18 protein-coding genes and 1 pseudogene are annotated in these 23,902 nt (G+C 37.4%); 3 read left to right on the top strand and 16 right to left on the bottom strand.

Going from position 1 to position 23,902, the window contains the following annotated elements; all coding sequences use genetic code 11:
* Positions 1-30 precede the first annotated feature (30 nt).
* The 3 genes from L323_RS29175 to fabD all read right to left on the bottom strand — a co-directional run bounded on the left by L323_RS29175 (position 31) and on the right by fabD (position 10,945).
* Positions 31-4,872: an SDR family oxidoreductase gene (locus L323_RS29175; RefSeq protein ID WP_020815188.1), complete on the bottom strand. Its 4,842-nt coding sequence runs from the start codon at positions 4,870-4,872 to the stop codon at positions 31-33.
* Between the two features lie 18 nt (positions 4,873-4,890).
* Entirely contained in the window at positions 4,891-9,618 is a 4,728-nt protein-coding gene (locus L323_RS29170; protein ID WP_020815187.1) for an SDR family oxidoreductase, read from the bottom strand.
* 94 nt (positions 9,619-9,712) lie between these two features.
* On the bottom strand, positions 9,713-10,945 hold the full coding sequence (gene fabD / locus L323_RS29165) for an ACP S-malonyltransferase (protein ID WP_020815186.1): 1,233 nt from the start codon (positions 10,943-10,945) through the stop codon (positions 9,713-9,715).
* Between the two features lie 614 nt (positions 10,946-11,559).
* Here fabD and L323_RS41305 point away from each other — a divergent pair.
* The 3 genes and pseudogenes from L323_RS41305 to L323_RS29155 all read left to right on the top strand — a co-directional run.
* Positions 11,560-11,703 (top strand): hypothetical protein, encoded by a 144-nt coding sequence (locus L323_RS41305; RefSeq protein WP_020815185.1) that lies wholly within the window; start codon positions 11,560-11,562, stop codon positions 11,701-11,703.
* A gap of 14 nt (positions 11,704-11,717) precedes the next feature.
* Complete coding sequence (locus L323_RS29160) at positions 11,718-13,307, top strand: recombinase family protein (RefSeq protein WP_020815184.1); 1,590 nt, start codon at positions 11,718-11,720, stop codon at positions 13,305-13,307.
* A 12-nt stretch (positions 13,308-13,319) separates the two neighbouring features.
* Positions 13,320-14,477 (top strand): annotated as a pseudogene (locus L323_RS29155) (Nramp family divalent metal transporter); the annotation flags it as partial.
* A gap of 207 nt (positions 14,478-14,684) precedes the next feature.
* On the opposite strand, the gene L323_RS29150 reads toward L323_RS29155, so the two are convergent.
* The 13 genes from L323_RS29150 to L323_RS29095 form a co-directional block, all read right to left on the bottom strand.
* The gene (locus L323_RS29150; protein WP_020815182.1) at positions 14,685-15,041 is read right to left on the bottom strand and encodes a hypothetical protein; all 357 of its coding nucleotides are present in this window, start codon (positions 15,039-15,041) and stop codon (positions 14,685-14,687) included.
* Between the two features lie 13 nt (positions 15,042-15,054).
* Complete coding sequence (locus L323_RS29145; RefSeq protein WP_020815181.1) at positions 15,055-15,801, bottom strand: DUF1906 domain-containing protein; 747 nt, start codon at positions 15,799-15,801, stop codon at positions 15,055-15,057.
* Positions 15,788-16,150 carry a hypothetical protein gene (locus L323_RS29140; RefSeq protein WP_020815180.1) on the bottom strand — a complete coding sequence of 121 codons (363 nt, stop codon included), beginning with the start codon at positions 16,148-16,150 and terminating at the stop codon, positions 15,788-15,790. The genes L323_RS29145 and L323_RS29140 overlap by 14 nt, the downstream gene beginning before the upstream one ends.
* A gap of 98 nt (positions 16,151-16,248) precedes the next feature.
* Positions 16,249-16,398, bottom strand: coding sequence for a hypothetical protein (locus tag L323_RS41300; RefSeq protein WP_020815179.1), 150 nt, complete (start codon positions 16,396-16,398; stop codon positions 16,249-16,251).
* Positions 16,398-16,736 (bottom strand): hypothetical protein, encoded by a 339-nt coding sequence (locus L323_RS29135; protein WP_020815178.1) that lies wholly within the window; start codon positions 16,734-16,736, stop codon positions 16,398-16,400. Before L323_RS29135 ends, L323_RS41300 begins: the two co-directional genes overlap by 1 nt.
* Before the next feature lie 17 nt (positions 16,737-16,753).
* Entirely contained in the window at positions 16,754-17,764 is a 1,011-nt protein-coding gene (locus L323_RS29130; protein ID WP_020815177.1) for a hypothetical protein, read from the bottom strand.
* Entirely contained in the window at positions 17,764-18,300 is a 537-nt protein-coding gene (locus L323_RS29125; protein ID WP_020815176.1) for a putative phage tail protein, read from the bottom strand. Before L323_RS29125 ends, L323_RS29130 begins: the two co-directional genes overlap by 1 nt.
* The gene (locus tag L323_RS29120) at positions 18,300-19,346 is read right to left on the bottom strand and encodes a baseplate J/gp47 family protein (protein ID WP_020815175.1); all 1,047 of its coding nucleotides are present in this window, start codon (positions 19,344-19,346) and stop codon (positions 18,300-18,302) included. Before L323_RS29120 ends, L323_RS29125 begins: the two co-directional genes overlap by 1 nt.
* On the bottom strand, positions 19,339-19,761 hold the full coding sequence (locus tag L323_RS29115) for a DUF2634 domain-containing protein (RefSeq protein ID WP_020815174.1): 423 nt from the start codon (positions 19,759-19,761) through the stop codon (positions 19,339-19,341). Before L323_RS29115 ends, L323_RS29120 begins: the two co-directional genes overlap by 8 nt.
* A complete protein-coding gene (locus tag L323_RS29110; RefSeq protein ID WP_020815173.1) occupies positions 19,758-20,015 on the bottom strand; it encodes a hypothetical protein in 258 nt (85 codons plus the stop codon). Before L323_RS29110 ends, L323_RS29115 begins: the two co-directional genes overlap by 4 nt.
* Positions 20,016-21,062 carry an XkdQ/YqbQ family protein gene (locus tag L323_RS29105; protein ID WP_020815172.1) on the bottom strand — a complete coding sequence of 349 codons (1,047 nt, stop codon included), beginning with the start codon at positions 21,060-21,062 and terminating at the stop codon, positions 20,016-20,018.
* Positions 21,063-21,075: 13 nt separating this feature from the next.
* Positions 21,076-21,738 carry a LysM peptidoglycan-binding domain-containing protein gene (locus tag L323_RS29100; RefSeq protein WP_020815171.1) on the bottom strand — a complete coding sequence of 221 codons (663 nt, stop codon included), beginning with the start codon at positions 21,736-21,738 and terminating at the stop codon, positions 21,076-21,078.
* A complete protein-coding gene (locus tag L323_RS29095) occupies positions 21,722-23,881 on the bottom strand; it encodes a tape measure protein (RefSeq protein WP_020815170.1) in 2,160 nt (719 codons plus the stop codon). Before L323_RS29095 ends, L323_RS29100 begins: the two co-directional genes overlap by 17 nt.
* Between the last annotated feature and the right edge of the window lie 21 nt (positions 23,882-23,902).

Here is a 23,902-nt window from a genome sequence, read left to right as displayed (position 1 = left end):
CCTTCCTGATCTCATTATCTGGTATGATTATTAATCATCCTCTGATTCAAAGAATTGAATCATTTCTTCTACTTCAATTTCTCCCTCTTCGAATTTCTCCAGCATATCATCCACTTTCTCATTCTCCTCCAATGCTGAAGGTCCGCTGCTAAGAAGCTTGCTGTCAACGTATTCAGCCATCTCAGCAACTGTCGGATAAACAAACATATCCGAAACCTCTAATAATCCTTGATAATAGTGGTTTAATATTTTGAATACTTCCGTTGCGATAATGGAGTCACCGCCCATGGCATTGAAGCTGTCATAAATATCAATTTCGTTAAGTTCCAGTACAGCTGCATATATTTGTGCCAGTTTGGTTTCAGACTCAGTGAGCTCATCGGCCGGCTTTCCAAGTATAACTATTTCTCTTGATTGCAAAGATTCATAAGAAGCTGCCTTACCAGTCTTGGCCTCACTATTTTTCTTCCTTCTGGATAATGCCTTGGTAAACTCTTCGGATAACAGCATTGGCATAGCATCCACCAAAGACATCAGTATATCGTAATCAATTTCTCCGGGGATTACATTTGTAATGCCTGTGCTTATTATAGTATCCAATGCTGAAAGTGCCCTGTTGGTAGGAATTGATTTAAACAATGTAACTGCATTCGCTATATTGTAATCAACTGCCATACCAGTTTCGCTCCAACCAGGCCAGTTAATAGCAAAGGTTCTTTTACCCATTTTGTTTCTGTATTGGGCATATGCGTCAAGATATCCATTTGCTACTGTATAGTCACCTTGTCCGGGTGCACTGAAAAACGTGGTCATAGAGGAGAATAAGATAAGGAAATCCAAATCCTGATTTTCGGTTATACACTCTAAAACCTTTGTTCCATCTATTTTTGGATTCAGGACATTAGCGAATACTTCTGCTTTTTTATTGAACAAGAAGCCATCACCTGCAATACCTGCACAATGGAATATACCGTTTATTTTCCCGAATTTCTTTATTATGTCGTTGGAAACTGCCTCCATTTGACATTTATCACTTATGTCGGAGCTATATGTTGAAACAACAGATCCCTGTTCTTCTATCTCTTGTATTTTGCTTATTATCTTGCATAATTTTTTATCTGAAGCTTCCAGCAATATATTACTCCAAGTATCTCTGGAAGGAAGCTCTTTTCTTGATACAAGACAAATATTTGTTTTATTTTTCATTGCCAGGTATCTGGCAACTTCCAAGCCAAGACCACCTGTTCCTCCGGTAATTAAATATGCTCCCTGATTCTTGATTTTAATTCCGGTTATTGATTCCTCCGAGTTGCTTACCTCCTGCCTTACAAGGCACTCTCTGTATCTTGTGTTATTCCTGTAGGCAGTTCTCAGGCGATACTCGGCGTTATGGATTTCCTTGTAAACCAATTCAAAATCAGTGTTTTCGTCAATATCTATACTTCTGATCTTGATATTCGGATATTCCATGACAATTGTTTTTGCCAGTGCTATAAATGCTGCATTCAGAGGTTTAACCGTCTTTTCACTGCCGTTAACCTCCTGAGCATTGTCAGTAACTAAAACAAAATTTATCTCTCCGCTTATTTTGTTTTTAAGCATAGTTCTTGAAGTGAATAGCAGACTATAGATACTGTTGTTCTGAGCTTTTTGGTAATCTTCAATTTTACTGTCCGAAATGTCAAAATCTACAGTTCCCATATGAATTATGTCAGTAATGCCAGTAGAAGATAATTCTTTCATAAGCATATCGTAATCATCTTCCTGCTCTCCAATAGTATACTGGTTTGCATTTACTTTCTTGAACTCATTGCCAAACTCAACGGTAACAAGGTTTTGTGCACTATCTCTAAGCTTGGATTCAACCTTTTCGGATAATTCACTATTGCCTTTAAATAATAGCACTTGTTTCCCGGTATCCCTCAATTTAATGTCACTGTCGGTTTCAACCCAATCTATTCCATAGAAGGAGTTTGCGACGTAATCATTGAAAGCGTTTACCTTTTTAACAACATAGCCTTCTATTTCCGCTACAATTTTACCGTTTGTATCAGATATAACAACATCATATGTTTTTGTTTCGTCATTATGGGTGTTCTTATCCAGAAGGATAGCCTTACTGAATACATGTGCTGGAAGCGGTGCATACATAGTGAACTTCTTATAGTAATAAGGCAGATACATTCCCGTAGTAAATTCCTGAACAGGCCTGTTAACCGCCATATCCAGTACACTGGTATGGTATTTGAATTCCTTTAAATCCTCTGCATATTTGTCAGATAATTTTATTTCACTCACTGCCACATTATTTTGCCTGTATGTTTTGACTACATTGTCCCATCTGTCTCCAAGGCCCATCAAACCTTGTGCATTAAGAGCCGGAAGGTTTGTAGGTGATTCCTGTGCCTCTTCGGAGCTTATAACCCCCGTAAAGTCAAGGATTTCCGCTGTACTCTTTTTATGCTGTGTTATATCGCCTTTTGCATGTGTAACCCATCTTTCAACACCGCTTTTCTCATCCTTGATCATGCTGGCGACTGTAATCTGAATTTGTTCATTATTTTTGGAAACTATAATCTGAGGTTCTACTTGTGTATCATTTGGTACTACAAGTGGAGTCAGAAAAATGAAATTGTTGATTTCCAGCTCATCCGTATTAAAATATATCTCTCCGATAGCCCTGGCAATCTCTATGTATGCGGTTCCAGGAACAGTGCTGTTTCCAAGGATAACATGTTCTTTCAATACCCAATGGGTTTCAGGAGACAGTTTTGCACGGTATATATCCTCGTTCATTGATGAGATAACAAGTTCGTCAATAAGGTAGTGTATTTTTGTACTGTTTTCCGCTTGAACACTGCCTATAATTTTTGATTTCTTTACATCTGCCCAATAATGTGTTTTGTCAAAAGGATATGTAGGCAGACTTACTCTGCGGTTCTTTCTATCTGAATGCAGCTTTTTCCAGTCAATACTGGCGCCCTTTACATAATATGAACACATTTTTTGAAGCATACTGTTATAGCAATCTTTATCAGCTTCGAACAACTCCGGCATCATCTGCTCAACCTCAGTATTTAATGTACGCAGTCCTGCTTCTTTGATTTCATTATCCTGCAAAGATTGTCTTTTATCCGATACAATTTTATGCTGACCGAAGAAGATGTTTTCTTCAGGGTAGGTAGCTATTCCTCGTTCTGCTAAAAGATTGATTTTTTCTTTTAATGAGTTCAAATCATCAATCAACATTATAATCCTGTATTCATAATGCCCTCTACCTGTATTCGCTGTATAGCAGGCATCTTTAATATCAAGCTCTACCTTGTCACACAAGAATTTTTGATATCGTTTAACAAGGTTGTTAATGGCCGTTTCGCTTTTTGCTGAAAGAGTAATAACATTAAGCTTCCCGTCCTTTATATCATTTCTTTCTTCCAATACAGGAGCTTCTTCAATAATTGCATGGCCATTTGTTCCGCTGAATCCAAAGGAACTGACCCCTGCCCTTCTCGGCAAATCCCTTTTCTCCCAAGGTAGAGGTTTATCTACAACAAACATAGGTGAGTCAACAAAATTAATATGTGGGTTTGGCTCCTCAAAATACATGCTCGCCGGGATGACATTGTTCTGTAAGCCTAGGACCACTTTCATTACACCGGCACATCCTGACGCTCCGACCATATGTCCCATATTAGTCTTTAATGAACCCAGACCACAGAATTGTTTTTTATTGGTAAACTTTTGAAAAGCATTAGTAAGACCTTTTACCTCTATAGGATCTCCCAATATAGTACCTGTTCCGTGAGCCTCAACATATTGAACGGTCTCAGGATTAATGTTTGCATTGCTCCATGCCTCTTTTATTACATCTTCCTGAGCAACCGGATTTGGTGCTGTAATACCGTTGGATGCCCCATCATTATTCAGAGCACTTCCCTTTATTACACCATATATATTATCTCCGTCTTTTATAGCATTTTTTAAGAGTTTTAGCACAATTGCTATACACCCTTCTCCGAAAACAGTTCCTGAGCACTTTTTATCAAAGGCCCTGACAACGTCATCAGATGCAACTGCAGCCAATGCATCTTCTGTGGCATCCTCATCGTCAGGCCCGGTCCCTGTTGTTCCTCCACCCAACGAAATACCCCCGGCAATTGCCATTTCACAATCATGGTTCTTTAAGGCATTACTTGCCTCATGAATAGCAACTAAACCCGAAGAACATGCCGTATCCAAAACCATTGATGGTCCCCTGAGGTTAAATATGTAATTTATTCGGCTTGCCATTATTCCTTCCCATGACCCGGTCAGATGCATCTGGTCAGGCTCGGTTATGTATTTGTATAAAAGTGTATTATTACGATCTTCACCAACAAACACACCCGTATTACTGCCCTGTATATTATCTACACCATAACCGGCATCTTCAATAGCAGACCATGCAGTTTGCAGAAATATTCTTTGTCCCGGGTGAATATATTTTGCCTCTCTGGGGGGAATCCCAAAAAAGGCAGCATCGAACTTATCAATATCAGTAATTACAGAAACAAGACTGGTATCCTCTGTTTCTGTTTGTCTTGGTATAGCTTTCATTCCTAAAAATTCAGCGTAATGAGGATTCCTAAAAGGGTCGTAAAAATCGTGCCTCTCAGAAGGCATTGGAATAAAACACCTATACTCACTTATAAGGTTATTCCAGAATTCCTGTGGATTTTCTGCCTCCGGAAGCTTGCAAGCCATACCGATTATAGCTATTTCATCCTTCGCATAATTGCTCTCCTGGAGTTCTTTTAACATTTTAAAAGCATCATCTTGCGACAATTTTTTGCTTCCGACCTGCTCCAAAATGTACTTTTTTAAATTACTCATATTATTTCTCCTCCCGATTTATAGCAGCCTTTTCTCCGCTTCTTCAATATCAATGGAGCCGGAGTTGAGTTTCATTAATAAATCTCTTAACTCATCATCCGTCTGAACTTTATTTTCTTCCGTTACACCTGGTCCGGGCGGATTTATTTTACCGTCTATATATTTGGCCATTTCGTAAACGGATACATACGTAAACACATCTGTAATATCAACTACATCCGGAAATAATTTATCCAACTCCTTTTTAAAGGAAGCTGCAAGCAGTGAATCCCCACCCATTTCAAAGAACTTGTCATAAATATTTACTTCTTCGAATCTGAGTGTCTTAGCTACCGCCTTTGCAACCTGATATTCTGTTGATGTAATATCACCGCTGCTTTTACCTAAGACGCTTATTTTTATTTCCCCTTGCTCATCTTCATCACTATTCAAATTTTGATATTGCCTTAGCTTGTTCTCGATGCTGTTTGAAAAAACAATTAAATCATCAAGAAAATTTCGGCTTTTTTGAATCATTTCATAGTTTAGCTCACCGATAATTATTCTCTGTTGAGTGGAGCTCAGAGCATATTCAAAAGCTTCCTGTCCCCGTGAATTATCAATAAATTTGAATAAACTTTCCCCTTGATTGACCTTATAGTCTACCGCCATGCCGGTTTCCTTCCAGCCTGTCCAATTTATTGCCAGAGTGTTCTTATTCCTTTTGCTTCTTAATTCAGCAAAGCTGTCTATATAAGAATTTGCTGCTGAATAATCGCTCTGACCGCTTGATGTGAAAATAGACGATATGGAGGAGCACATGATAAAGAAGTCAAGATCATCATTTTCAGTGACCTTGTCAACGACCCACGTACCATATACCTTTGATCTGAGAACATTTTCAAATTCGTCCCATGTTTTTCTCAACAAAAAGCCTTTTCCGGCAACACCTGCACAATGAATCACACCGTTAATTTTGCCATACTTTTCTCTTAGTAAGGATATTTCACGTCCCACACTTTCACTATTGGAAATATCCACAGATATGACTTCCAGTGAACTTTTATCTCCTGTTATTTCATAAATCTTCTCCAGAGAATTGAGAGTCCTATCATCTTTTTCTGAGTGGACTTCTTGTGGAGCCTTGCCGCGGTTTAGAAGTGCTATCTTTACGTTTCCGTTCATCTCAGCCAGTTGCTTTGCAATAACAAGCCCGACACCGCCAAGACCTCCGGTAATTATGTATACTCCATCATTTGTGATTGAAACTTTCCTTCGTTCGCTTTGCACAAGTTCAGCGAAGGCCTCAACAAATCTGGAATTACTTCTGTATGCTGTTAATACCATATCCTCACCGTATAGTATTTCATCCAATACCACACTGGTGTCTGTTTGTTCATCAATATCAATAATTTTGAATCGTATATTATCAAATTCCCTGGAAGCTGACTTGAGCATTCCTGATAATGCCCTGTTTAGAGGCTTTATTTCTTCTTCATTACCATTTACGGTAACTGAGTTGTCTATACATGAGGTAATATTTTTAACTTTAACCTGATACTTTGCAATACTCTGCAGAAAAACAAACATACTTTTTATCCCCACATCAATACTGCGGTGGAGATTCTCAATTGTATCTTCATTATTTTCTTCCAATGATGCAATATGGAATACATAGTCTATGTTTCTATCTGAAAAAGCTTCAAATACCTCTCCAAAATCCTCATCACAGCACCTTACCTTATAACTGTCAGGACCGGTTTTTTTGTATTCATTCGAAATAGCTACATCGATTATTGCTTTCGCATTTAAGGTTTTTACTTGCTTATAAATCCTGTTATCCTGCTGGTTTTCTGTTCTAATCAGCAATACGGATTTATCGGCAAATAAACTGCTATCGGCAGTTTGTATTCTTTGACTTTCAATCCACTTCACTGAGTAGAGCATTTCTCCTTTAACTCTGCTCATCTCCCTCTCATCTACCTCTTTTAAAATATAATCATCAATCTCAGCAATAATCTCACCTTCTTTTGATATAATACAAACATCAAATATGGTAATCTCATCACTGCTTTTTAAATTTTTTACTTTTAAATAACTATAGAATTCACTGGGCAGCGGCTTATAAAACTTTGCATTACCGTAGGACAGAGGGAGGCAAAAGCCACTTTTTGTAAATATGTTACCAATGTTGACTGCCCCGTCCAATAAGGGAGGGTATAAATAATAGTCATTTAATCCTTTATGGTATTCTTCTGACAGTTCAAATTTTGCAACCAATTCCGTCTCATTAAAATGAACCATTCTGTTAGTTTTCCATCTGTCTGTAACAGCAACATGTCCGTTTTGCGAATGTCCTTTTGAATATACATCTAAAGTCTCCGGACACCTTTTGATAATTTCAGCTATGTCACACTTTCCGACAACATTAGGAGAAGTCTTTCTCACTTTTGCTGTTACATGGCTAATCCATGTTTTTTCACTTTCATTTACGTCAGCGCTGACAATTCCTATCTCAATACAGTCATTTGTATTCTTTGCGATAACCTGTATTTCTCTTTGCTCTCCTTCATTACATGAAAAGGGCATTAAAAACAGCAGTTCATCAATTTCAATACAATTTGTCCGATAAAACCTGCTTCCGGCCTTATGTACCATTTCCACAAATGCAGTACCCGGCAAGACATGGTTCCTGCCAATGACATGCTCTTTAAGCTCCCAGCAATTATCTACATGTATATTTCTTGAGAAAACCACAATTTCCATTGAATCAACCAGACATTGATCCAAAAGAGGGTGAAGTCTTTTTTCATACTCTTTCTTTGTTGTGAAATTAGCAGTGTTAACTCTCTTTTCACCACTTATCCAATATCTCTTATGGTTAAAAGGATAAGTCGGAATGCTTAACATTTTACAGAATTGTTCTTTGTACAATATATCCCATTCAACATCCGCGCCTGATACATAAAGCAAGGCCAGCTCCTGTAATAGTACTTTCTTTATTTGCTGTGATTTTTCAGAAATTAAGTTATTGACAATTTCTTTAGCCTTTTTAGTATACTCAGCCTTTTGCTGAATAGTTATACAGCCTTCTTTATTTTGTAGCTCATTATTGGTACTGATTTGAAATTCCCCGTAAAATGTATTTTCCGAATCTCTACTCCGTAAGGCATCTGCCGGTTTAGAGTCACCCCCGTCGTTGATTATAATGGCCATACGGCAATTGTAATGTCCTCTTCCTATATTTGTCGTATAGCATAAATCTCTTAGGGAGACCTCCTTATTTCCTTCCATCCACTGGGAATAACTGTTTAATATTTTATCAACAGTCTTTCTGTTTTTTGCAGATATTGTTAAGATATGATAACCGCTATCTTTCTCACTTTCTATTACAGCAGGAGCTTCTTCCAGTACCATATGACAATTTGTACCGCTTATACCAAAGGAACTCACGCCGCATCTTCTTGGCATCTGGCCTCGTTCCCAACTGTCAAGCTTTTCATTTATGTAAACAGGTGAATTAATAAAGTCTATCTTACGATTTCCGCTCTTATAATGAATATTGGGCGGCATTTTCCTGTTTTTCAGCATCATAACCCCATTTATGAGGCCTGCAATACCCGCTGCACAATCAAGATGCCCCACATTTGTCTTTACTGATCCGACAGCACAAAACTGGGTCCTATCGGTATATCTTTGAAAGGCCCTGGTAATTGATTCAATTTCTATCGGATCCCCCAGATTAGTTGCTGTACCATGTGCTTCTATATATTGAAGCGTCAAAGGATTTATTTTTGCATCCTCCCAGGCTGCCAGCAATACATCTGTCTGAGCCTGTGAATTAGGGGCTGTAATGCCCACAGAGGTTCCATCCTGGTTAGTTGCAGTCCCTTTTATTACTGCATGTATATTATCACCATCTTCTATTGCCTTGTACAAAGGCTTTAAAAGAACTACCCCGGCTCCTTCCCCTGCCCCGGTGCCATCAGCCTCATCATCAAAGGTCTTTGTTCTTCCCGTTGAGGATGTGATTCCTATATCATTTTCATTGCTTACGGCTTTGGGAATAAGACCGATTTTTATTCCTCCGGCAAAAGCCATATCAACTTCACCATTTCTTATAGCCTGGCAAGCAGTATGCACTGCCACTAAAGAAGATGAACACGCAGTATCTATCACTTCTGCGGGACCTCTTAAATTGAATAAATAGCTGAATCTGCTTGCTACTACTGAATTTAAATTCCCCGCTAATGCCAAGCCCATTTTTGAAGGCGAAAGCGCTGATATCATAGAAAAATAATTATCATTTGTATTACTGTTACAACCAACATAAACTCCTGTCTTTGATCCGAACAGCCTATTGCCTCCATAACCCGCATCCTCGGCAGCTACAAGCATACATTCAAGAAATATCCTTTGCACCGGATCCATTAACTCAGCCTCTACAGGAGTCATATTAAATAGTCCGGCATCGAACAAATCTACATTTTTCAAATATGCCATCTCAATGAAACTGCTACTTTCTTTTCCAAAACATGTTTTAAGATATCTGTCAATATCTCTCTGCCTGTCCGGCGGAAAGGTATCTATTAAATCATACCCATTACCTATATAATCCCAGAATTCATTAACATCTTCGGCACTACCAATTTTCGCACTAATACCTATTATTGCTATATCAGTTGTTGAAATGGGTTTTTGTTGGACCAATTTATTTTGATTGTGAATAGCCGATATAAAATCTTCCATATCCACATTTAAATTCATAGATACTTTATCCTCTCCCAGCAATAACCATACTTATATTACCGCTGATTTATTTTATATCTAAATTTAAATCTTTAAGATTTTACTATAACGTTTACTCAGCCTTACAGAACATATCCATTGTGTCTGTATCCCAAAAGAATTGCTCCATTCTTTCCTTGATTTCTCCCTCAGATGTACCTTTGGTCTTAAGAATCATTGACAGCATTTCAACAGCTTTCTTCATGTCTTCTATTGCTATTTCTGAATTTTCATTTTCGGCTTTTTCATTGAGTTTTTGAATTACTCTATACGGCTCAACCACGCCTTTTTGGTATTCCTCATTATCCCAGTTTTTATTAGGAGTTGCGACAGCTATACCCATAGCCCTAGAGAAAAATGAGTACTTACTGGTCAAATCTATCTCTCCCAGCGTCTTAATATCACTGTCATTGTCATATGTAAACACACGAATAGAAGGTGTATTGTGTGTCATCATATTTTTGAGCACACTTCCTGCACCTAATTCAATTCCTATTTCAACTGTTTTTCTGCGGAGATATAACATAGACTCGATCCACTGAACAGGGCTTACAACCTGCTTTACCAGATTTTCTATAATTGATTCCTTGCCTTCATAAGGGCGGGCAGTAACATTAGAAATAACTTTATATCTTACATCCTTAAATGTGTATTTCTCCAGTTCAGTCTTAAGCCTATCGGCTGCCGGCTGCATCAATGCACAATGAAAGGGTGCACTCACTTGAAGCATTTTGGCCTGAGCGCCCAAATCCGTCAGGATTTCAGTTACCTTTAACACATCTTCCTTATAGCCGGATACTACAATTTGATTTCTGGAATTGTAGTTGGATACAGAGACTGATTTTCTATCTCCTGCAACCTCTTTGCACTTTAATTCAATTGTCTCTTTGTCTATATTACGAATTGCAGCCATTGCACCGACATTTTCGGCAACAGCCTCCTGCATGAACTTTCCTCTTTGGCGGGCTATTTTTACTGCATCTTCAAAAGCTATTGCTCCTGAGCATGTCAAGGCTGATATTTCACCTAAGCTGTGTCCTGCCATGTAATCTGCCCTTGCTCCAAATTGCTCGGTAAAAGCTCTGAATGAAGCAACACTCATTGTCAATATTGCCGGCTGAAGATTTTCAGTCTTTGTGAGTTCGGTAAGCTCTCCTTTGAAACATAATTTTTTCAGATCGAAATTCAGTATTTCACTTGCTTCATCAAATGTTCTTGATGCAACTTCAGAACGTCTGCACAGCTTTTCCCCCATACCCACGTATTGTGACCCTTGTCCCGGAAATAAAAATACTTTTTTTAACATATCCTATCCTTTCCTTTGCTTCACTTACAACATGCCATTTACATATCTTGATAAGCAAATGTGTTATTAATATAAGCTCGAAGCAGTAATTCAGATTTATTTATTACATTTTCACTTTATAGTGAAAAAAATACGAATCTGTTAACACAAAAGATTTTTGTGAATTTCGGTAAGCTTATTATGTTTTGAAATAATATGTCCAAAAAACTTATATATTTTAATCCTCGTAATGTCCTATTTTACTTATCTGCTAACTTTCAAATACCAAGGTATAACAGAATACTATAACTGCAACTGAGATTCCAATGGCAATCTTAAATCATTTCTGTTAAGAGGATATTTTATGCTTTTGTCTGTTTTTGAATTGTTGAAATTAAAATGAATAGCTATCTATAATTTATCACTTATTTTACATTTTGTCAATTTATGTTATATATGTTTCTATTTTGTTTTATTGTATTATATTAAATCATATAATGTAAAATAGTAATTCTACTTATTACTTCCTTTAATGTAAAATAGGCTTTTTACTTCCTTAAATTTTATTTATCCTTAGCATTCGGAGCTACTAAGACAAGCATTTTAAGTCATATACATTGTAGAGGGTGATAGTTATGGGCAAAAAGAGTGAATCCTCTCAATACAATATAATGTCTGAGTATAAATCGTCAGGCAAATCCTTCGAGCAGCTTGTTTTGGAAAGTTTAATGTTTTATTTGCAAAATTCAAAACAAAACAATCCCGACTCAAAAGTTTAAAAGGAGGTATGGATTTGTTTTCATTAACTGAGAATTATGTCGAAAATAATCATGACTTTTTCAAAGTCGGAATATATGCCCGTTTATCACGAGAGGACAAAAATTCTGAGAGTATTGAAAATCAGATACAGTTTTTAAAGCCTATAGTTTTAAGTAAGCCAAACTGGAAATTGGTAGATATTTATTATGATGACGGTGTGTCCGGCACAACTTTTGACAGACCGGGCTATAACAGGTTGATTCATGATGTTGAAACCAATAATGTCAATTTAATAATTGTAAAAGACCTGTCACGTTTAGGCAGAAACCTGTTGGAATCATTAAAGTTTTTTGAGTATTGTTCAATGAATAATGTTAGATTAATTGCTGTTAATGACAGTACCGATTCGTATTGCCGGAATTTTCAGACAGACATCATGCCGGTCTTAAGAAGCTTTTTAAATGAGATTTACTCATCTGATACATCTTCCAAGATAACAAGTATTCTTAAATCTAAAAAAGAAGAAGGCAGTTTTATAGGAGCATTTGCTCCATATGGTTATCTTAAGGATAAACAGAATAAAAATTTACTTGTGGTAAATCCCGAAACCTGTGAGGTGGTCAAAAGAATATATCAAATGTATATTCAAGGTATGAGTTTTAATGGAATCGCAACAATACTAAACCAAGAGCACATTATGTCACCGGCAAAATATAAAGAAAACACGACTTTATACAGAGGTGGAAGAACAAAAAACTATCTTTGGAATCCGGAAACAATAAAGATGATACTTTCAAGTCCTACCTATGCAGGTTCACTTTCTCAAGGCAAGCTTCAAAAGGTGAGCTATAAGTCAAAGAAATTCAAAAACATACCCAAAGAAAAATGGATTGTCGTTGAAGATACTCACGAACCTCTCATATCAAAAGAAGATTTCCAAGCAGTTCAGTGCCTTATGAGTAAAAGAAACTATCACCGGAACAGTATAGTTCAGCCCCACTTACTGTCAGGTCTGATATTTTGCGGAGATTGCGGTGGGAGTATAACCTTTTCAAGGACAGGCAAATATTTTTATACAATGTGTTCCACCTACAAAAGATACAGGATGTGTACAAGGCACACTTTTTCAGAGGAAATGCTGTGCAGTATTATAAAACAGGAATTACGTACAATAGCCGAACAAATACTGGACATTAATACTTTAACATCGATGGCAGAAAATCAGATTAATTCCCAAATCAATGCTAAAAATCGTAATACATTATCTACCATCAAGAAAGAAATTCGAGATATTGAAAAAAGGCTGACTGACATCAGGAAGCATATTTTTAAATCGTACCAGGATAAAAATAACGGTGTGATTACCGTGGACGAATTTAAAGACATCAGCAGCCTGTTGTCTGAGGAAAAACAATATTTGAACACAAGGCTGAATATACTTAAAAAGAAAATTGAGCCTGAAGCAAAAAATCAAAATTCAAGTGATTCCATTAAAAAATTTGTTAATGACTTTGCAAGTTTTAAGCACATTGAAAGACATACTATTGCTAAATTAATTCACAAAATAGAAGTCTTTGAAGACATGACTATAAAAATTCACTATAACTTTGAAAAACCTTTTTAGTGTGTCAATACGTACATAGCACCAGGTAATTTTGCAACAAATATCAGCGGAGGCTCCAAGTTTAATTATAATTTGGTGTGGGTCATTCTTTGGAGCAATATAATGGCAATATTTTTGCAGTCCTTGTCTGCAAAGCTTGGTATTGCTACAGGATACAATCTTCCTCAGATGTGTGGCAAGGTCTTTCCCAGAAAAGTAAACTGGTGCTTTTGGATTGTAGCCGAACTTGCCGCTATTGCCACAAATCTGGCGGAATTTCTTGGATGTACTCTTGGTTTGTATCTGCTATTTCGCATCCCTATGGAAGTTGCAGGATTGATTACCGCCGTACTTACTTTTTTTATTGTATATATGGGCAAATACGGACAGAGAGTCTTGGAAGGCATTATTTCCATTTTGGTTGCAGTCATATGCATTTCATACACCTTAGAAGTATTCCTTGCAAAGCCTGATTGGACCGCAGCAGGTCTGCACGTTTTGATGCCATCGCTTCCTAATGGCGAGGCAGTGATGATTGCTGTAGGTATGTTAGGTGCAACTGTAATGCCTCATGTTATATTCCTGCATTCTCAATTGGTACAGCAAAGAAACAAGGGTTTGACAGATGAGCAAAAGAAAAAGCATTTCAGGCTGGAAAGATTGGATATTACCATTGCAATGAATATTGCCTTTATTATAAATGCATCAATGGTCATTGTTTCTGCCGCCGTATTCTACAGAAACGGTTTGGTTGTTGAAACCATAGAGCAGGCACACCGTTCACTATCACCATTGTTGGGGGCTGCCTCCAGCGGTGCTTTCGGCCTCGCACTTATTGCTTCGGGACTCTCATCCTCTGTTGTGGGTACCATGGCAGGTACTACTATCATGCAAGGTTTTGTAGGCCTTAAGATAAACGATAACGTTACGAGGATTGTGACAATGCTTCCGGCCATGCTGATAATAATCTTGGGAATTAATCCAATGCAGGCTCTTGTGCTAAGTCAGGTAGTTCTCAGCTTTATTCTCCCTGTTGCAATCATCCCTATGTTGCTGATTACAAAGAGGAAGGATCTTATGGGTTCTCTTGTAAACAAACCTGCAACAAATGTGGTGGGCTGGATTATTACTTCTGTAATACTGGCAGCAAATGCGGTACTATTGGTACTGACTTTTAGCGGAGGGATATAAGCTGCATATCAATAGTAAAGCCCACAAACATGAGAGTTTGTGGGCTTTTGTATGTTGTAAATATTATCTCTTTGAGAACTGTGGTGGCTTAAAATAAGCGTTTCCAACCCTCATTTGTCTATTGTATGTATATTATCAATAAGATTTTATAAGGTTTAATAAGGTTTATAATTTGCCTGTTATCATTACTCCTTGTAGATAATATCTTTATTTAAGTATTGTATCTGGAGGTTTTGGCGGTTGTGTAGAATTATTAATTTTTCCATCGTCTAGTGAATCCTTAATGAGTTCAAACCACTCCTGAAGCTTTTCTTCTAAAAAGCTTTTTGTGATAAAAAATCTTAGCCATGGAGGTATGATAATATATAGCTGTGATATAACCTGTTCAAACCTCTCCTGCCCTTTTTTAGTGCCTGTGATGGTTGTTTCTGCTTGCCTTATTAATTTATATGCAATCTCCCTAAGTTTTGTCCATCGGTGTTTTATAACCAAATAGGCTATGTATATGATACATGCAATTGAAATCATAATAGTAACCAAGTTATTCAATATAACCTCTCTCATAATAAGTTCTCCTTTACTTTTTAAATTTCTTTGCTATTTTTATAAATAGCGCCGGAAGGCTTGATACTATGTATTCAGCTTTATCCTCTGGCAGTTTTTGCAGCCAATAGTCAAGCGGCGAATCAACCTCTTGACAGATAACTTCCATTGCTTCGTTGTAAGTCATTTCTTTACTTGCTGGGTTAAGATTCCAGAACCCTTCATTCCCAAAGCTTTCGTTTAAGTCACAATTTATGCCGTGTACTATTTGACCGTTTTTATATTGATATATGTTAGCATGTTGTGACCTTTTCCCCCGGCTCCATGCATAGGTCTGCCAGCAATACTTAATTCCTCTTTTGTACATAATCTCACATATTGCATAACTGCCATATACTCCAACGTTGTATCCGGGTATTTGTGCTTGTGCTGCTGTCAGGTATGCATATATTGCCGGATAATCAGCTGGCTGTGCATCAAAATCTACCGCAAAATATATGGTACTGCCAGTGGGCTGCCCAACTTTTTTTGCTTCTGCATATGCTGCTTTGCCATCGTTTGTACCTTGTATAGCTCCTTTCAAAGCTCCGTTTGCTGATGCTTCATATACTGATACGATGTTTAGTCCTGCATTAGTTAGTGTCTCGGCTTCTGTTTTTGTAAGCCTCTTCCACGCCATGCTCTCCGGCACTAAGTATCTGCATACAAAGTTGTATCCTGCAGCCTTTAATGCCTTTGCTTGTGTTGCTGTTGTTTGAGTAGTGTAATCAATACCTTTCATTTAAAATTCCTCCATTTTTATTTATTGTCTTATGGGTCTTAACTGGTAGTTCCCTTAACTCTTCCATTAGTTTTGTAACTGTTCCATTGCCTCCCAGCGTGTGGTATGCATCATACATTGCTAGAACACTTTCTAATCCGTGTATGGATATGTAGCCTCGTTCCATATACATGTCATAGCACCTTATTATTTCACTCCTTAAAAGTGACTGTGTACCGTCTTTGAGTGCTTTCTGGTCGCATGACTGTTTATGTAATCTCTTTGCTAATGCTTTATATGCCACTCCCAACCCTCCCGATACAATTGCAAATAAGAATTGTATCCAATACTTAATAATAAAATCCTTCATACTGTCCTCCCTTAGTTGTTATTTTGAGTAAATTAAAAGGACTACCCATTTCTGAGTAATCCTTTTGGTTCCTGATATTATCCAATTATGTATGTAAATTAGGGTATATCTACGATTAAATCCTGTCTACCGTCTGCTATAAGCATAGCATCCACATCTGCCTTGTAAGGCTTGAAAAAGTTGGAAGAGAATATAGTGTAGTAGTCTAATGAACTTGCTTCGATTCTTTTTGCTAGATAAAAAGCCATTAAGCATCACTTCCTTTCAGTGTATTTAAAATACTGTCTACTGTTTCAGGACTTGTGTTATTGTTTGAAGCTAACATGGTCAAAAGCGCATCAACAACTTGTGACATATTTTCTATGTATGTTTGTAGCTGTGTATTTTGCGCTCGTAGTTCTTCCACGTCTGATTTTGGTATGTCTTCAAATATTGGTTGAGGTTTTCCACCCATCATGTCAAAATTTTTAACTTTTTTCCCAGCTGGAACATTAACAATCATTGATCCTGCTGGTTCTTCAAAGTTTCCACCCGCCATTGAAATAAGAATGTTTCCACTATACCCAAATGTGAATAATTCATTCATTTAAATTCCTCCTTTAATCAATCACCAAATCCTATGGCTGCATATTTTACTTGCGAAAATGTTAATTTCTGTGTTCCTTGTCCAGCACTATAATACTTAAACCCATTGGATAAAAAGTCAGAAGCTGAGTTTACGCATAAGGGTAAATAAGCAGTACCACTTTTAATGATATCCATACCAGCAGGCAACATAGCTGGATATATAGATGATACAGTTTGTTGAAAATAAGAATACCAGCTATCTTTAAATGTAAACATGACTATTTGTGGTGAAAATGATAAATTATTAATCGTCCCTGTTAAAGACAAAGCACTTGTTGTGGTAGGAGATTGAAAATCTGGTATAGTACCAATAACAATTTTCATATTATTAGTGTTTGTTCCAATCATTATCCCATTCTCTGTACCGAACGGTACTCCTGCTTTTACATCATTTGGGTTATCTGTACCATATTCACCCCCTTCACCCAAATACTGAAAATTTTCTCCATCCCGGATAAACGAATAAGTTCCTGCTTTCGGCTTAAAACCTGCCCCTCCTGGTTTAATCAATCTTCTTGGTGTGTTATCATATGATATGTTCAATGTGGCTGTATCTGTTGCAGCTGCATTGAATTTAACAGTAAATTTAGATCCCTCAGATATATTTTTTGAGCTTGTTATGCTATATGCATTATCTACATTGCTTGTAATTCCAAGATGCGGTACATGGTTCGTATAATCCGACTGATGTGCGCTAAACTCTGTTTTACTTGTGTAAGCGGTGCTATCTGTATAAGCTGCACTTCCTAAACCAAGCAATACCTTTATTTCAGCTATTGTTTTGATAACCCAAGCTCCTGCAGCAGTGGAAACAAGAAACTGATTTGCTGCGGTTGCAAGAGATTTGGCTATTTTACCTTCACACCTTTCATTTGCATTTTTTAATTCAGTATCAATAATTTCATAATTGTCACTATGTACTGTTACGTCATAATAGTCGGAATTTTCAGGTTTGGTTAAATTGTAATTGGATGTTTTTGTTGACATTATATCAACTCCCCACTTTTTAAAGTTGTATTTGTGTATGCTTGTAATTGTTCGTTTGTGTACGGTTTGAGCTGACCATGTGTTCTGAATATATATACATAGCTGTATGCCAAATGAGCCGGCTTAATTTCTTCAATTGCAGCTGTCAGATCACCCATGTTGGGAGGAATTCCAAAAGTACCCGTAAACTTAATTTCGAATCTGCTTTGGCTGTTATACTCTAAAATTGTTACTTGCCCATTCGAAAAGCTCTCAGCTACATTCTGAATCATTTCCTTAGTTGTTGTACCAGCTCCACGTAGTTTGCTCATTATTCTAGTACGCCTGTATTCCAACGGCTTAGAAACGTCAATTTCGATTCCTAGTGCTTTTTCCCACATATTCAGGCCCCACGTTGCTGATGATACATTGATTTGTAAGAATAAATCCTCTTTAGCTATCTTTAAAGCCTCTGTCCAATGTTCAAAGGCTCCCTGTAGCTCTATAACCTCAATACTGTTTTTATAGTTTGGAGGTAATAAGTCAATAAGCGCCATCAGGTTATCACCTCAACATTCTGTAATACAGGTACCTGATTTTCAGCAATAGTTATATTTGCTGTACCTCCATTAATCGTAAGTGATGTATAGTCCGTTACCCCGCTAATATCAAGCAGCATGTATACAATACGATTATAGACAATTGTATATTTTTCAAATGATAGGTCTTTTAAATATACTTTCAGGTTTGCTTCAAATTCCGCTTTTACTATATCAAGTGTGGTACTGCTATCTATAATTATTGTTGCAGTAATATTTACACTTAATTCCTGCGCACTTTCAACTGTTACCGTTGCACCAATAGGCCTGTTTGATTCTATGTACTCAGCACAATTATTTAAAATTGTTAAATCTACAGGCTTCTTCTCATTGTCGACTATCAGAACTTTAACCGTTCCCGGGCCATCCCATAACGGATGAACTTTTACAGCTCCTACTCCGTTCACTGATAAGGCCCATTGCTTATAATGTGCTACATTTCCAGACGTTGCAGGACTTTGCAAATAATCATTTAATCGTTTAACAAGAGCTGTATCTGTTTCGGGATCAGTACCGCCAGTTGCTTTTTCATTTGTAACAGTGCTTAACCCACTTAGACTTATTAGCTTTTGAGTAATAGTTCCTACATCAACATTGTATCCCTCCCCTATTTCCACAGCCGTAGTATTTACCGTTGCAACCCCTGCTGTTATTGTTACTGTTTCGTCAGTCTCAAATTGAAGCCCATCCGCTGTTAAAAATACCGTTCCAGCCGGGATTAGTGTTCCGTCTGTGCCTGTAAAATTTAATTTCGCTTTTGCTGATGTTCCGGCTTTTCGGATAATCCCATATTCAGAACAACGCTTATCTATATATTCTCCTGATGTAGAATCCACAAAGGCAATTGGAATTAAAGCATCTAAGGACTGATAAACCTTCCAAATTTCATAGGCAACGGCACTTATCATGTCATTTGTGTAACTACCTTCATTGACTTGTATGTCTGTAGAAAGCCGGCCTATTAAATCACTTTTAATGCTTTCTGCTGTTAAGTCTTCATACATTTATATCCACCTCCCCATATATTGTCTCAATTGTGCAGCTTATTTTTATAATTTCATCACTAAAAGTTACATTTACATCTAATACTCCAGTGATATAGGGGTTTATAAGTAAACATTCCTGTACGTATCTTGTGGCTTCTGATTGTTTTAATTCATCCGTAAACACTTGCCCTATAAGTGATTCGATTTCACATCCAAAGTCCCATGTGTATATTTCATACCTGTAACGTGGAGTTGTAAGAGCTTTCCACGCCCAAACAAAAACGGCCTCTTTTCCTGTTACAATAACAGGTGAGCCGTTTTGATATACTGGAATATTTTTTTCAAAATCCCATTTTACTTCTTTGTATAGTTCCAGTTCAGTAGGTGTTTCTTCTATTTGTGGCTGTATGCTCGGAAATAGTGTTGTACTCATATACTCACCACCTTGCAAAGTATTATATACCGCTGTTCCTCTTCGATTGGTACCAAAAGTAGCATATCACCTTCCGAAAATGTATTAATTATACTGTTTTTCAGCACCGAATCTTTATCCTGTATTGTGCCTGCCACATCAAGTTGCAAAGGATCAGCAGTAACAACGGTACCAAAACGAAAGTTAGCGGGTATTTGAGATTTACTGACTTGTCTAATAGTTTTAACCATTGATAAAAAAGGGTTATCTTCCATTTACTTTCCTCCCGGCTTATTAATATAGTCCCAAGTTCCGCTTGATTTCGTTTTACTTCCGTCTTTGTTTGGAAGTGATCCAACTTCCTGTTCATCCATGATGTTTTTAAAATTGACAACTAATTTGTTATAGTACTGGCCTTTTTTCCAAGTATGAATATCACTATCTATGTAGAACAGCCCATATAGTCCAGTGTATGGTTCACGGACTACCACTGTACCGCCAGTAATGTTTGCAATGTTTCCCAAGTTTTCTATGGTTATCTTTTGACTTACTCCATTATCTGCTATTAGCTTTTTAGCTTTTGCAATGCCATTCTCACCTTTTGACTGTTTAAGATAGCTTTGCAATACTCCGTAAAGCTTTATTGCTTCACTATCTTTTTGTGTTGATATAAGTTTGTCTTTATCATTGTAAATAACAACCTGATTAACCATATTGGATATGCTTTCAGTCGTTGATGCAGACATTAGGTTACTGCCGCCTTCTATCACCAGTGTTTCATTTGTGACGGCTTTTTCTATTATGTTTAACTTTGAGCCAGTAAAGCGCATTAAATATTTTTTGCCAGTTGCTTCTGAGGCTAATGTATAAGCTGTTTGAATCATGCTATACAAACTTACTCCAATAAAATTTCTGGATACTTTTACATTAGGGGCCACCACTGAACCAAGTTGGATTCCAAAATCAGTACAGATTCTTTTTGCTATTGCTGCAGGAGTTGTATTTTTAAATTTATATGATGCTTCGTTACGTTTAAGGTATATACCACGATCATAGCAGGTTATATTTATTATGCTACTGCCTGTGTCCTTCTGCCGTTCAAATACATAGCCATCGAATAGCGTCCTATTATCCTGCATAAAAATAACACTATTCCCCAGTTCACATTTAATAGCAGGAAGATTTTTGTCTGTAGGTGATGATATAATCTCAAAGTCAAGAGTTCTGGAGCATTGTTGGTAATCTCCCGACCAGGTAATTGACTGTACAAACTGAGTTACATCTACTGTGCCGATACTGTTTGTTACTAAAAGTTTAATCATTTACTATTCCCCCTTAAAGCACTGCAGGAAGTTTTAAAGTTTTTCCGGCACTAATAAGGTTTGGATTTTTTATGCCATTGACTGCAGCAAGCTTTGGATATAATGCAGCATTGCCATAATGCTTTCGGCAAATGGCACTTAATGTATCCCCCGGCTTTATAGTATAACTTTTTGATGGGGATGTTTTCTTTTCAGTGCTACTTCGGCTCCGGTTACCGGTTTTATTGGTTTGTACTACTGATAATGTTTTGTAATTACGCATCGTTATTGTTGCGTATACATCTCCTGTTCCATCTTTTTCACCGTATGTAATGTCAGATATAAGTACCGGGGTATTTACCATTGTATCTGATATTATATAGCGTAAAACCGTATGGTTATCGCACCATTCCTCAAACTTTTTAACATACCCATAGGGATTTAAATCTACCTTTGGCTGGCAAAAGGGATATTTTTTCGCGGGGAACATGCAATCCACTTTGTAAGTTGGTGCAAGCTTATAACCCGCAACACTAACATCACCTAAAGTGTGTATATTAATTGTTTCTACGTTTATTCCATGATTTACTTCGAAACTAGATGGTGTAACCGGTAATACAAGTTCTTTGTTTTTTTTCGTATCTTTAAATATAAATTTAATCAGTTTTACCACCCTTTCTTCAATCTGCCAGCTCATTTGCTCTATTCATTTGCCGTACTATTTCAATTGCTACCTTTTGTACGTCAGCCTCTTCCCTTATTACAAATGAATTGCCTGTTATTATCGGTGCTGCATTTTGACCATATGCACGGTTTTCACTTGCAGTAAGGACTCTTTCACCTTCATGTAGTACTGTAGGGAAATTATTATAGGGTACGTAACTTAATCCAACCGCATACCCTTTTCCAAAACCAAATCTGCTTGAATTCTGAATATTTCCATTACTGCCACCAAACAAACCAGTTATGGCATTTGACGGGTTTTTATTCAGTGATACAACCCCTGAATTTGATACACCAAAGGTTATTTTACTATTATCCGATTTTTCCGAAATCGCAGAAGCTAACCCCAATGAAAACTGTTTTCCCATTTGGTATCCGGCATCCCAATATGATTGATTTAACCCGGCATCATTTTTTATATTATCAGCAAGAGTTTTATTCGTTTGAATTGCTAATTGTGCCCCTTCACTGGCGTTATATTCGTCTTGTGCGATTGCTTGGGCTTCTGCAAGGAGTGCCCCCATTTTGGCACCGGCATCTTTTGAACCACTTGACGCATATTGGATATATTCCTTGTACATTTCAGATAGCCTTGCTTGTGTTTTCTCACTGAACTGTGAACTAATGCCACCACCCATAACCGCACTCAAAGCATCTCTTTTAAACTGCTCTGCCAAATTTTCAAGTGATGCCTTCCACTGTCCTATCTGGTTGTATGCTTCCTGCATTTTGGTTCCGCTATCTCCACTGAGATAGTTGATCTGGCTTTGTATCCCTTTTTTACGTTCTTCGTTATATCCTTCCCCCATTGCATTGTTTATCTGCGCGTTAGCATCTTCTAGAGTGCTAACAAGCCCCGAATAGGTTTGAGCCTGTTTTTTCATGTTTCCGGCAAAATCAGCTCCCATATAGTCAGCAATAGCTCGTGCGGCTTTTTCGCCCGGTATAAGTCCTTTACTTGCCATTTCCTGAACTTGTTTGTTAGTTTTGCCTGATGCTTTTGCTAAATAGTCCCATACTGGTATACCACGTTCCAATAACGGATTAAGATATTCAAGGGACGTTTTACCTGTACTTTTCATACGACCAAGGGCGGTAGCTACCCATGTCATATCATCCGTGGTCATTCCAAGTGCAGACCCGGCGTCACCCACCTTTGTAAGCAGTGGAATGATTTCATTTTGTTTATATCGGTATGCTAAAAGGGTTTTACTTATTTTGGTTAGATCGTCATACTCAAAAGGTGTGTCGCTTGCAAACTTGGTTATTTCTTTTAGGTATGATGTAGCTTTTTTATCACCGCCAAGTAAGGTAGAAAAAGATATTTTGTTTTGCTCTCTTGACGATGCTATTCCTGAGCCAGAGGAAAGCGAATTGTTCTGTTCATCTATTACTGACTTAAACTGTTCTTGATAGTATTGTTTGAAAGAATCGTCTTTCTTTTCAAATACTTGTGCATTACCCTGTATTACACCTATAATGCCACCTAAAGCCGCTCCAACCGCCGTACCTATTCCCGGTGCTATTGCGGTGCCAATTGCTGCTCCCATTCCGGCTGTTGAAAAAGCACTGTTAAATATAGTACTTGCTTCGGAACCATAAGCGCTGCTTAGATATGTACTTGTTATTCCACCGATTGTATCACCAATAAGTGATGCGGCACCCGAGGCGGCAATAGTACCCAAAACGCTGCCAGTAGTACTTATACTTGGAGATTTAGAAGTGGCACGATTTTCAGTTTTACTAACTGCATTCGAAAGACTTCGTATGTCCTTTTCTGCTTGTTTGGCATTATCAGATACCAGCGACAGATTTCTTCTTGCATTTTCATATTTTGCATTAGCAAGTTCCAGATTCATTTTATCAGCAGCTTCTCCAGTTTTGGCAAACTGTTTTTCTGCTTCACTGAGTTCTTTTTTAGCTTTGCTGACATCTACTTTTAAGGTTATTTTGTTTTTGTTCAAGGCATCTAATTTCGAATTTAATCCTGCTAAATCTTTATTAAAGGCCTGATTGGCATTTTTCATTGTTGTTATTGCTTGTGTATAATTATCTTTTGCGTTTATAGCTATACTGATATCTCTTCCCAAACTTCCTGTCACCTCCTGCTTTTTCAAATAAAAAACCCCGCCGGATTC

Source organism: Ruminiclostridium papyrosolvens C7, assembly GCF_000421965.1.
GTDB lineage: Bacteria > Bacillota > Clostridia > Acetivibrionales > DSM-1351 > Ruminiclostridium > Ruminiclostridium papyrosolvens_A.
Note: the sequence above shows the minus strand (reverse complement) of the source record. Positions and strands in the feature narration are given on the sequence as shown.

Coding starts and splice junctions, on each gene's coding strand:
- L323_RS29175 (WP_020815188.1), bottom strand. CDS start 4,872: ATGAGTAATTTAAAAAAGTACATTTTGGAGCAGGTCGGAAGCAAAAAA.
- L323_RS29170 (WP_020815187.1), bottom strand. CDS start 9,618: ATGAATTTAAATGTGGATATGGAAGATTTTATATCGGCTATTCACAAT.
- fabD (WP_020815186.1), bottom strand. CDS start 10,945: ATGTTAAAAAAAGTATTTTTATTTCCGGGACAAGGGTCACAATACGTG.
- L323_RS41305 (WP_020815185.1), top strand. CDS start 11,560: ATGGGCAAAAAGAGTGAATCCTCTCAATACAATATAATGTCTGAGTAT.
- L323_RS29150 (WP_020815182.1), bottom strand. CDS start 15,041: ATGAGAGAGGTTATATTGAATAACTTGGTTACTATTATGATTTCAATT.
- L323_RS29145 (WP_020815181.1), bottom strand. CDS start 15,801: ATGAAAGGTATTGATTACACTACTCAAACAACAGCAACACAAGCAAAG.
- L323_RS29140 (WP_020815180.1), bottom strand. CDS start 16,150: ATGAAGGATTTTATTATTAAGTATTGGATACAATTCTTATTTGCAATT.
- L323_RS41300 (WP_020815179.1), bottom strand. CDS start 16,398: ATGGCTTTTTATCTAGCAAAAAGAATCGAAGCAAGTTCATTAGACTAC.
- L323_RS29135 (WP_020815178.1), bottom strand. CDS start 16,736: ATGAATGAATTATTCACATTTGGGTATAGTGGAAACATTCTTATTTCA.
- L323_RS29130 (WP_020815177.1), bottom strand. CDS start 17,764: ATGTCAACAAAAACATCCAATTACAATTTAACCAAACCTGAAAATTCC.
- L323_RS29125 (WP_020815176.1), bottom strand. CDS start 18,300: ATGGCGCTTATTGACTTATTACCTCCAAACTATAAAAACAGTATTGAG.
- L323_RS29120 (WP_020815175.1), bottom strand. CDS start 19,346: ATGTATGAAGACTTAACAGCAGAAAGCATTAAAAGTGATTTAATAGGC.
- L323_RS29115 (WP_020815174.1), bottom strand. CDS start 19,761: ATGAGTACAACACTATTTCCGAGCATACAGCCACAAATAGAAGAAACA.
- L323_RS29110 (WP_020815173.1), bottom strand. CDS start 20,015: ATGGAAGATAACCCTTTTTTATCAATGGTTAAAACTATTAGACAAGTC.
- L323_RS29105 (WP_020815172.1), bottom strand. CDS start 21,062: ATGATTAAACTTTTAGTAACAAACAGTATCGGCACAGTAGATGTAACT.
- L323_RS29100 (WP_020815171.1), bottom strand. CDS start 21,738: ATGAGCTGGCAGATTGAAGAAAGGGTGGTAAAACTGATTAAATTTATA.